The 11,346-nt window shown below is 45.6% G+C and carries 4 protein-coding genes and 2 pseudogenes; all 6 read right to left on the bottom strand.

The features are described 5' to 3' along the window. Positions 1-468: 468 nt before the first annotated feature. Positions 469-1,785, bottom strand: a pseudogene (locus tag OCV81_RS14880) (glycoside hydrolase family 43 protein); the annotation flags it as partial. Between the two features lie 60 nt (positions 1,786-1,845). Then, positions 1,846-3,369, bottom strand: a pseudogene (locus tag OCV81_RS14875) (glycoside hydrolase family 43 protein); the annotation flags it as partial. A 110-nt stretch (positions 3,370-3,479) separates the two neighbouring features. Further along, positions 3,480-4,931 (bottom strand): cellulase family glycosylhydrolase, encoded by a 1,452-nt coding sequence (locus OCV81_RS14870; RefSeq protein ID WP_022355150.1) that lies wholly within the window; start codon positions 4,929-4,931, stop codon positions 3,480-3,482. 18 nt (positions 4,932-4,949) lie between these two features. Beyond that, the gene (locus OCV81_RS14865) at positions 4,950-6,425 is read right to left on the bottom strand and encodes a glycan-binding surface protein (RefSeq protein ID WP_022355149.1); all 1,476 of its coding nucleotides are present in this window, start codon (positions 6,423-6,425) and stop codon (positions 4,950-4,952) included. A gap of 11 nt (positions 6,426-6,436) precedes the next feature. Then, complete coding sequence (locus tag OCV81_RS14860) at positions 6,437-8,086, bottom strand: RagB/SusD family nutrient uptake outer membrane protein (protein ID WP_022355148.1); 1,650 nt, start codon at positions 8,084-8,086, stop codon at positions 6,437-6,439. A 20-nt stretch (positions 8,087-8,106) separates the two neighbouring features. Beyond that, a complete protein-coding gene (locus OCV81_RS14855; protein WP_022355147.1) occupies positions 8,107-11,289 on the bottom strand; it encodes a SusC/RagA family TonB-linked outer membrane protein in 3,183 nt (1,060 codons plus the stop codon). Positions 11,290-11,346 lie beyond the last annotated feature (57 nt).

Genomic DNA, 11,346 nt, shown 5'->3' with positions numbered 1-11,346 from the left:
GTTTAAATCTTATAATTCAGCACTATAAATTTAATACTTTTATCGCTATGTTTCTAATTATCACTGAAATATATTTATTACTATTTCGAACTCACGTTAACTTAGAATGAAAGACCTTCCTTTTTGTTTCTTCCCGCTCATCCTGGGCCGAAAAGGAAGGCTTTTTAACGCAGAACATGAAAATCTAAGGAAAGCAAAGCGGCTAAAAAGTCTAAGCCAAATTTAAGCGTCTCTAAAATATGGCAGAAAAATTCAGATTCAAGAGAAAGGAAAGAGGAATGAGATTCAAAATTAAATTTCAAAAATAAGATTGAAACCTAAAAATAAAAAATCTCCTGCTTTAGCCTTTGTTTACATCACTTATAGAACTACAAGCAGAAGATTTTTATGTTAAACTTATAGATTATAATAAATCAATCTCAGCTTTTTATAAAACTTTGAAGACAACCTTATTTCTTTTGGGAAGCATCATTTAAATTGCCATTCATCAAATGTGAGATTGTTTCCTTTTAAAACAAAACAAAGGTCTACGAAGCCTTTCATCTTCGTTTGAATTTCAGATTTGATGAATTTCATTTGCGAATTGCTAACTTTAATTGAAGCGATAACCTCTCCATCCGGACTGTTCCGACGAACATCTATGGTTCCATTCCCAGATGCCTTAATTTCTAAACTGGAAGGAACTTTACTGAAAGCTACCCCTCTGACGGCAATGATACCTGTCTTGTTGGGAACGGTCACGGCATGCATGTCACCAATTCTTTTCCCGTTTACAAATTTGACATTCTGTGTGGCAGCTGTGGTTTCTGCCTGCTGAACAATGAACGGATTCATAGGTCGTATCTGTTCTACACCTTTCAGCGTCTGATTCCCCATGTGGATATTAAGATTTTTTTCATCCACCTTGATTTCGTCTACACAAATGTTACGGAATCCTCCATCCGTATTATAACTGTGTTGCAGACTCATCGTGTGGTAAAATATATACCATTTTCCACAGTATTTTTCCAAATGGGTGTGATTGTTGCTGAAATCGAATCCATAATCTCCCGGATTTTTAAAATAATTGTGGCGGTATTCCCAGCTACAACTGTCAAGCGGATTCTTGCTAGTCATATATGTCATGCAACAAGTAGTTGGCTTCTCTGTCGGGAAAGGCCAATCGCTGTAATCCTGCCAGTCGGTATTGTATGTATAGACATAAGTTCCGTTGATAAAATTCAGTTCGTTTGCTTCAAAATGATGTGGAGCATAGATGGGTACTATTGAACTGTCAATGCTAACCATATCCTTTCCTAATCGCATGATACGCGCGCATGCCCCCCCGACAGCCAACCACCCGATACCTTTGTTATCAATGACGGCTCCAGGATCAAAAGGGACCCTACAGTTCCCTAATTGGGGGTTGTTTCCATCGATAAGGCTTTTATTAAGCGGGCTGAACCACGGGCCAATTGGAGAAGTTGAAGTCAGTACAGCGGTGCCAACTCCACCGTTGGAAAAATAGAGATAGAAATGTGTCTTCCCATCTTTTTCTTTCCGCTTGACGATGGATGGAGCCCATGATGCCACAATCCACGGAGCAATGCTGTCTGTCTTAATCAGACCGTGATAAGTCCAATTCACCATATCATCCGTTGACATCATGACTAGTGTCTTAATGTATTCATACGTATTTCTGCCGTCACGCCCTACTGCCTCATATTGCTGCTGATCGTTTGTGCCATAAACATATAGACGTCCGTCGTGAACGATTGCCGTCGGATCGGCTGTAAAAATGAAATCCAATATCGGGTTCGCATCTTTTGAAGTCAGTTTTGGAGAGACTTCTGGGACGATAGACATATATTTAAAATTATCAAAGTCCGCATATCCTTGCCCTTCGGCGAAAAGTCCCAAATATACACCGGTGAACCCTCCGTTGGTCTCAGTACTCAAATAACGAGTATTCATACGCCCTGCTTCAGTGTAATGTGTGCCGTCTGTAGAATAAGCCAGGGTGTATGTGGCCGCATCTCCTTTGATTCTCAAATAAATGAAATCATCAGGCACCTGGCAGATATCCTTTTCGTAGCAGAGTTCGCTCAGGCGGTAGCGCAGCTTCAGCTTGTTCTCGGAAACGAACAGGTCATAGTGGGCGGAAGGACAAAGGTAGACAGTCATTCCGGCGTTTCCGTTTCCTCTTGCCTGCATTCTTGTGGTGGCCTGGAAATCGATGTCTTCCTGTCTGCGTCCCACGAATGTTGGTGAACAGCCGTAGTCATCCAGTTTTTTTTCGCTTCCTTTAATCCGGAGAAATCCGTTTTTCTCCGTGAGCGAATAGTTTTTTTTGTCTGGGATGCCAATCCAGTTCCATTCCGCTCCTAACTGCGGATTGTTGAAATCCCAGTCCGGACTGTTTTTGACGGTGGTTTGGGGAAGTGTCTTGACATCTTTCATATCCAGATTGATGGTACCGTCTCCGTTTACGACAGGCCATCCATCTTCATTCCATGTAACAGGAGCCAGGAATGTTTCACGCCCTAACACATGGTGCTGTCCGTTTTGTGTGCGGAAGCCAAGGCATACCAGCCACCAAGAACCGTCGTGAGCTTGAACCATATCGGCATGGCCAACTCCTTGTATCAGATTATTTTCTGCATTTTGGTTGATATGAGTCAAAATCGGATTGGCAGGATTGCTCTCATACGGGCCTCCGATATTCCGACTGCGGGCGATGGTCACCTTGTGCCCGTATTCCGTTCCGCCTTCGCTTATCATCAGGTAATACCATCCGTTCCGTTTGTAGATGTGCGGTCCTTCCGGATAGCGTCCGCCTGTTCCTCCCCATATACGCTTCGATTCGGAAAGCTGCTCTCCTGTCTTCGGATTGATTTCGCAAAGCCAGATGGCACCATCGGGATTGCTCACCATATAGCAGCGCCCGTCTTCGAAATAAAGCGAAGGGTCGATGCCTCCTTGCCTAATCCAGACAGGGTCTGACCATTCTCCATACGGATTATCGGTATATACCAGAAAGTTTCCCCTGTCTGAAGTGTTGGTTGTAATCATATAGAAAGTACCATCATTGTAACGGATAGTGGGTGCATAGATACCGCCCCACATGTTTCCTCCTTTGATTCTCAGTTGGGATTCCCGGTTCAGCACGTGCCCAATCTGTTCCCAGTTCACGAGGTCCCTGCTGTGGAAAAGGGGAATTCCCGGAAAATATTCGAATGAGCTATTCACAAGATAATAGTCCTCTCCTGCCTTACAGATGCTCGGATCGGGATGGCATCCGGGAATGACCGGATTTTTATACCCTTGTGCAAGGCTGCTCCCTGTGGCCAGGAACAATAGTGTAATCAAATAGAATGCCAATTTCTTCATGTTGTCTTGTTCTTGTTTTGGTGAAAAGGCAAAGGCACATCGGTACACAGTCTACAAGACAGTAGTTTGAAGGACTATGTGTCTTTGTGCCTTTGAGTTTAAGATTTATCTTAGAATGGATATTGTCCTCTTTCCGCTCCTTCTTTCAGCTGGTTGTACACAGTCGGCAGCAGTATTTTTCCCTTATTGCGGTCAAATAGTCCTCCATTTTGTATATCCCATAAGAAAGGAGCCAGTCCGTTGTTCTTGGCTTGTTCCGTAACATAGCCTGTGAAGTAACCTTCCGATTCATGGCAGACCTCTTGGAGAGAATCAACAGGGTGCGTACGGTACATGGCACTATATTCCCCCAATACGAGAGGTATTCCCTTGTCCACAAATTTCTTTTTCATTTTTTCGAATTGTTCACATACATGCATCTCCTGTGAACCTTCATTGATAGGACCGTATTTAGCATAAGGTTCTCCCCAAAAGTAGGTACAGCTATTCGGATTGTCATCCAGACAGAATTGGAACGGGTCATAAAAATGTACTTCTATAATCATTCGTGCAGAAACCGTATCTTCCGGCAGTTCCATCCACATGTCTGTTCTGTTGATGTCGGTCCGCGGTCCTTGGATGACAAGATTGCGGTAAAGGTTGTTTCCCCCGGTTCTTCTGACGGCATGCACAAACGCCTGTTCGTATCTGTTGAGGACTGCCATGTCTTCACGACTTTCTACTACAGGCTCGTTTGCTCCAGCAAAAAGCAACCGTCCGTCATAGTCTTTGAATGTAGTCGCTATCTGCGTCCATAGATTATAGACCTTTGATTCAATTTGGGCTATAGATTCAGGAGTTTCCATGGATGCATCACAATGATTTTCCATCCATCCTTGATCCCAATGGATATTTAATATTGTATATAAATCTGCATTCATGCAGTAGTCTATCACCTCTTTGACTCTGTTCATCCAATCTGGATTAATGGTTATGCCGTCAGCTTCCAAATACTGGTCCCATGAGCAGGGGACACGGATGGCATTGAAGCCCCATGCTTTCATTTGGTCAATTATAGCTTGAGTCGTATGAGGGGCTCCCCAGGCTTCCTCTCCACCTGGAGCTTCCAGTGTGTTCCCCAGATTGATCCCCATCTGTATGGACTTGATGGTTTCGATGGCATCCTTTTCCATTCCCACAGGGTAAGTCTCCGCATTCTTTGAGGTCTGAGTGACTGTGTACTGGCGGATATTTCCACCTGCGTTCATGGTTATGGTTGCTGTACGTTCCGCATCAGTTGTATTTCTTTCTACCGCGATTTTAATGTATTGTTCGTCAGTCGGGTTGCCTGATACATTTGATAAGGTACACCAGGATTGGTCGCTTGACAGGCTCCATCCCGCATTGGAGGAAAGCTTCGCCATGACGAAAGTCTGTCCGTAGCCGAACGTAATACTTGTCGATTCTTGTCCGTCAATGCTGAGTGAGAAAACCGCTCCGTCCACTTTGTCGGCCTTACAGGACTGCAGTCCAAGAACCATTGTCATAAGGAGCAGAAAAAGGTATGTTATTTTCGTTTTCATATTTGCTTTGCTTAAAAATTAATTTTCTTTTTGGATAGGAACGATGCGGAAGTTGTCCACATAGAATTCAACGTACACATCGTTTTTGTTACTCGGATTTCTTACATAGATTCCCAACTCGTTGACCCGACTTGTAAATTCCTTCCATGTCGCTTCTGCCACAAGTGATTCCAATGGGATACTGCATTGCATCCATTCCGCAGTCTCTGTTTTTCCAGTGAATGAGCTTACAGGTACATAATCTTTCAGTGAAGTGTCGAAATTTCCTCCAATCTGGATTTCCAGTACCGGACCGTCAAATAGTTTTGTGACATAGCATTCGAACTGCAGTTCCAATTCTGAAATCGGCGTGTTGTCCGGTATAATGTCATTGCCAGGCCAGAAAGTAGTGGTTACAATTTGTCCCCACCAGGAGTTATTGGCTGAGATTGTTCCCTTTATACCGGAATAGTTTCTGTCCGCAATAAACGGATCGGTTGTTCCGTCAGTTGTCCATGTATCGGAGTTATCGCCCCAACTACGGCTGCCTCTGTTGTCGAAGTCGAGAACGATGTGTTCCCGCGGATAGAATCCTTCCAATTCTGCAGTTCCGCCAATAGTGGCCACGCTGATCTTTCCCGAATTCTCCGGAGCTTCCGGCATTGTGAATGTAATGGCGTTCATGGCTTCGGAAACTTCAAGGTCTTCTTTTGGAATGTCGAACTCACCATTTATGTTGACCTTTGATACATTGATGAAATTCTTGCCTACAATGGTGACTTCCGTTCCGGGCATCGGCATCGTGGAGCTGATTCCGGTGATGGCCGGCTTCGGTCCCGTTGGTACAAATTCGATGCTTGCTTCGTCAGTATAGCAGTCGACAAAGATATATCCTCCTTCCTTTAGTTTGTCCGGCATATTGAACGTAATCTGTTCGTAGTCGTTGCTTACCTGATAGTCAGTTATCGGCATGGTCACTTCAACGGAGTCCTTGCTGAAATAAATCCGCTTGATTTCATAGAAGTTCTGTCCCATTAAGGTTACTTTGTCACCCGGTTCGATGGGATAGAATGCCGAGACATGGAATATGTTCGGTCCCGGTGAGAGTACGTGCATCGGGAACGTGGCTGTTCCGTGGTTTGTGACTATTCGCAGTTCGGCCTGCAGTTCAGGGTTTGTGGATGTCAGTTTGAAATCTTCATCGTATGGAACCGTTATAATCAGGCTGGTCGGTGTAGAATAGGTGGAATTGAAGCTGATTTTCTGGTTGTTGATATAGACTTCGATTACACCGTCCAGGTTCTCACCTATGACAGCCAGCATAGTTCCCGGTTCTACATCCGTAAAGGTACTGTCTGCCAAAACCGGGTCGGTCAATCTTAAATAGTGTATCACAGGCAAATTGTTCCCGCCGTCATCATCCTTGCATGACGCAACGGTAGAAAGTGTCAGAATCGCCAGCAGGAATACAACCGGCCATCCTTTGTGAATGATTTTCTTGATAAGTGTTTTCATGTGTGCATGATTTATTCATTAAATTTATAAGGTACCGGATCTTCTCTCAGCAGTGGGTTCTGGATGACATCGGATTCCGGATAAGGTAGGAATATATCATCATCAGTGATGTTTATCTCCACCGTAGGAGCATTGTAATATTCTTCTCCTTCCAGAAAATTTCCGGAAGTGTCATAGCGTCCGAAATGCAAGTAGCCTCTGTTGTCTTTTATGGTGGCGTCTGTAGTATATCCGCGCAACTGCTTGTTGTTGAAATAGTCCAGCATCTTTTCCGGTTTCCAGCAGTACCATGACACCATGTCATACCAGTTGCTGAATTCTGCACAGAACTCTATTCTCCGTTCCTTGATAATGTCATCGAGCGTGATGGAAGACTTTTCCCATGTCCCTTTCCCGTTGAATCCTCTGTAGCGTACTTTGTTGAAATACTCCAGTCCGGGACCAGAATTCAAGGATTCGTTGTTTCCGAGACATGCTTCAGCGTAAGTCAGATACACGTCCGCCAGACGCAGCATATAGGTGTTGAGCGGTGAGTTCATGTCAGCTACATATCCGTCATTGTCATCATCGGGACCTCCCGGAACACCTTTTTTTATTGGCACTTCTGTTTTTGTATAGGTATATCCTCCTTCAGCGATACATATATAGGGATAATAGCTTCCGTTGGTAAAGAAAGTCGCATTGCGGCGTAAAGTGTCCGCAAGTTCATATTGCTGCAGCATGTCAATGCTGCCACGCAGACTTGACCAGCCGGCCAGTCCTCCCACTACTTCCGAATTGAAAGCTAATTCAGCTATTAAAGTATTTTGTACTCCCCATTCTCCCAGCGGTACCCATTGCATGGCGAGCAGTGACTCTTCGTTGTTGTTGAACCTGTATTTGAACAGGTCTTCATAATTAGGGAGCAGTTCAAGCCCACTGTTGTCGCAAACGTCCGCTGCATATTGTCTGGCAAGTTCCAAATCACCTTCATCGCGTTGTCCCCCTTTTTTCCATCCGGAACGTGCCAGATAAACTTTTGCCAGCATCCCTTCGGCTGCCCAGCGTGTCGCTCTTCCCGACTGGCTTCCCATTTCGGGCAAGTTCTCCGCTGCATAGGTCAGGTCGTTGATGATGAACTGGAACACATCTTCTTCCCTGTTCAGCGGACGGAGCGGATTGTCGACCACATCCTGATTATGCTCGATGATAATGACAGGTCCCCATGCTCTTAGCATATAGAAATAGGCGCAGGCCCTCATCAGCCGGGCTTCGGAAATGGCTCTTGTCTTTGCGCTCTCGCTTACGTCTACCGTGCATTTGTTGTTTATATCGTCTATGGCCTGGTTTGCCAGAGTAATTACACTATAGAATGATTTCCATGCTTTTGCCAGGTCATCACTTAAAGCAGTCACTTGGAATGTCGTAAATTCAGGGAAAGCGTATGGACTATAAAAATCATTGGCGCGTGTACTGCCCAGATACATGATTGGCCTGCTGTTGTAGTCGAACCACGCCCTGTTATACAGTGGAGCTATAGCCGCGTCAAGAGCATCGTCCGAGGCATAGAAGTTCTCATCGGTGTATGAGTTTTCAGGAGTTCTCTCCAAAAAGCTGTCCTTGCATCCCGGCAGGCAGATGCCTGCGAATACAATCAATGCTGATATTATTTTACTTTTCATTGTTATGCAGTTTTATGTGGTTAGAAGCTCAGGTTCAGTCCGAAGGTATAAATCCGTTGTGACGGATAGCGTGTATAGTCTACACCCCGAAGGAGTACATTGTAATTATACGCTCCGATTTCCGGGTCATAACCTTTGTATTTGGTGAATGTAAAGGCGTTCTGGATATTCATATAGATTCTCAGGTTCTCTATTTTCCATTTGTTTATCCATTTCTTGGGGAAGCTATAGCCCAGCGAAATGTTCTTGATGCGCAGATAGGATCCGTCTTCTATGAAACGGTCACTCATACGGTTGTTATCATTACCATTGGTCGTGCTGAGACGCTGTACGGTGGCAGACTCCGGATTGCTCAGCCGCACGTTCCAGATTGCGTCAGAAGGAGACGCAGGGTCAATCACCTCCACTTTGGCTATACCTGTAGCTTCCTTCAGCAGGTTGCTGTTTTCCATCGGGTTGGTAAAGTCCTGGCGCAGAAGATTCATAAGCTTGTTGCCATAGACACCGTTAATGAAGATGTTCAGGTCGAAGCCTTTATAGGTGAACGTATTGTTGAACCCGTAGGAGAATTTGGGTTCCGGATTTCCAAGGAAGGTGCGGTCCTGTTCGTTTATTACTCCGTCCTTGTTCAGGTCTTCGAAGATGAAGTCACCTATCCATGTTTCGTTGGGGGTGATATGATTATTTTCCGGAATGGCGACCGGAATTCGGCTTCCGTTTCTGTCGAGGAGGAAATTCCCATCCCTATCCCTTTGGTAGAAGTCGTCTTCCGTCTTGAACATGCCGATGGCTTTGTAGCCGTAGAATTGCCCTACCGGCTGTCCTACAACAGAGAGGGTCAATGTCTGCGTTCCGTCCAAGACTCCCGACATGCTTGATGTTTCCGTATACAGGTTAGTAATCTTGTTCTTATTGAAAGAGATAGTCAGCCCCGAGCGCCATACGAAATCTTTGGTTGAGATGTTGACCGTATTCAGAGTGAATTCAGCCCCTCTGTTCTGCATGGCACCTGCGTTTACCCACGGCGAGGTGATAATGCCGCTCACATAGGTAGGCAGTGAGGCCTGCATCAGCAGATTGTCTGTGTTCTTGAAATAAGTGTCGAAAATGAATTCCACCCGGTTGTCAAAAAGGTTCAAATCAAATCCGACATTATAGGCTTTGGTCTCCTCCCATTTAAGCTTGTCGTTCGGGTAGTTCCCTGCATAGAATCCCGTACCCCAAGTACTGGCCACTGACGCCATCGTCACTCCGTATGCATAGTTGTTTGCCGACTGATTGCCTACCAGTCCCCATCCGGCCCTGAGCTTCAGATTGTTCAGCCATTTGACGTTTTTCAGGAATTTCTCGTTGTTAATTCTCCATGCCAACGCTACGGACGGGAATACGCCCCAACGGTTGGCGGGACCGAAAGTGGACGACCCGTCGCCGCGGAGTGTGAATGTGGCAAGATAGCGTTCGTCATACCCGTAGTTGAATCTTCCGTAATAGGATTCGATTGCGGACGAACCTCTGCCGCTGCTGTTCTTTGCCGTGGTCGCATCGCCCATGTTCAATTCGTGTACCGTGTTGAACAGGTAGTTCGTGCGGCTTGCCTGAAGATTCTCCCACGAATTTTCCTGTGCTTCATGACCGACCATTGCCGAGACATTGTGCTTCCCGAATGTCCCGCTGTAAGTAAGGTAGGTCTTGAGTGTCCAGTTTGATCCGTTGTTGGCACTGCGTCTTCCTTCTGAAGTCTGATGATAATATTCGTAATCATAGAATGGCTGGTAATAATAGTTGTTGCTGTAGGAATAATTTGCGGCATATTCGGCACGGAACACGAGTCCCTTCCAAAGTGTGAGGTCTGCAAAGAAGTCGATGTACATTTGTGTCCCCTTGTCATAGTTCTCGCGCAGGAGAGCTTCTGCAACCGGATTCATATAATGTGTGCCGAAATTATCAGTTTCCTGTGCTCCCCATGTTCCGTCCGGATTACGTACCGGCGTATCGGGAAATTGTTGGATTGCCGTGCGGATGATATTTCCGTTGTCAATGGTGTTGCGTTGCATGGTTTTTGCCACGGAAGCCCTCAGTCCAGTAGACAGCCATTTGGTGATTTTGTTGTCGATGTTAACACGTGCGGAAAAGCGTTCGAAGTCGGAACCGATGGCGATTCCTTCCTGTTTCAGGTAACCGCCAGATATGGAGTACTTCGCATTGTCGTTTCCTCCCGAAATGTTTATCTGATGGTTATGCATCGAAGCATTCTGAAAAATTTCATCCTGCCAGTTTGTCCCCTCGCCCAGCAAGGAAAGATCCTGGAATTCGGTACGTTCCCCAAATCCGATGATTGCCGTGCGCATATTGTAATATTCGGCATATTCGCGTAGGTTCAGCACATCCAACTGTTTGGGAAGCTGTTGCAGACCATAGTATCCTTCGTATGAAATCTGCGTCTTCCCCGCTTTGCCTTGTCGGGTAGTGATGAGGACGACACCGTTTGAGGCACGCGAGCCGTAAATGGCTGTGGCGGAAGCGTCTTTCAGAATTTCTATAGATACGATATCAGACGGGTTGATAGCTGAAAGGACACTCGAATTGGTGTTGTTGTTTCCAGAGATGGCGACACCGTCCACCACGTAGAGCGGTTCGTTTCCGTTGAGTGAGTTGATACCACGGATGCTGACGGAAATACCTCCGCCCGGAGCTCCCGAGTTCTGGGTGACGGATACACCAGCGGCACGGCTTTGAAGTGCCTGGTCAAGTGAGGTGACGACCGATTGCTTGATTTCGTCTTCGCTAATAGAAGTCACCGCACCTGTCAAGTCACTTTTTTTCATCGTACCGTAACCCACTACAACTACTTCATCCAATATTTTTGAATCCTCTTTCAACTGTACGTTGACAATCGTTTTGTTCGCCTTGATTTTCTGGGTTTGGTAGCCGATGTAGGAAAAAATCAGTGTTTCGTTGGAACGGGCCTGGATGGAATATTTCCCGTCCAGATCAGTGATTGTTCCCACTGCAGGTCTTTCCTGTATTTGTACACTGACCCCAATCAGGGCTTCGCCGTCAGTCCCAGATGTAACTGTTCCCGTTACTGTCCTGTTCTGAAGTGGACTGGCGGAAGTGGGATTGGCAGAACCCATTAAAAATAAGGCCCACGCAATGCACCACAGATAAAGACTTTTTCGTCTTGTCCTAAAATCATTTTTCATGATACAACATTTTTAAGATTAACTGAATCGTTTCTGATTTTTTGTCTGTTTATTTTT

This window comes from Phocaeicola fibrisolvens, from assembly GCF_025567125.1.
GTDB lineage: Bacteria > Bacteroidota > Bacteroidia > Bacteroidales > Bacteroidaceae > Phocaeicola > Phocaeicola fibrisolvens.
Note: the sequence above shows the minus strand (reverse complement) of the source record. Positions and strands in the feature narration are given on the sequence as shown.

Bases quoted from the DNA above. Each gene is read 5' to 3' on its own strand.
- OCV81_RS14860 (WP_022355148.1), bottom strand. From the start codon at position 8,086: ATGAAAAGTAAAATAATATCAGCATTGATTGTATTCGCAGGCATCTGC.
- OCV81_RS14855 (WP_022355147.1), bottom strand. From the start codon at position 11,289: ATGAAAAATGATTTTAGGACAAGACGAAAAAGTCTTTATCTGTGGTGC.
- OCV81_RS14870 (WP_022355150.1), bottom strand. From the start codon at position 4,931: ATGAAAACGAAAATAACATACCTTTTTCTGCTCCTTATGACAATGGTT.
- OCV81_RS14865 (WP_022355149.1), bottom strand. From the start codon at position 6,425: ATGAAAACACTTATCAAGAAAATCATTCACAAAGGATGGCCGGTTGTA.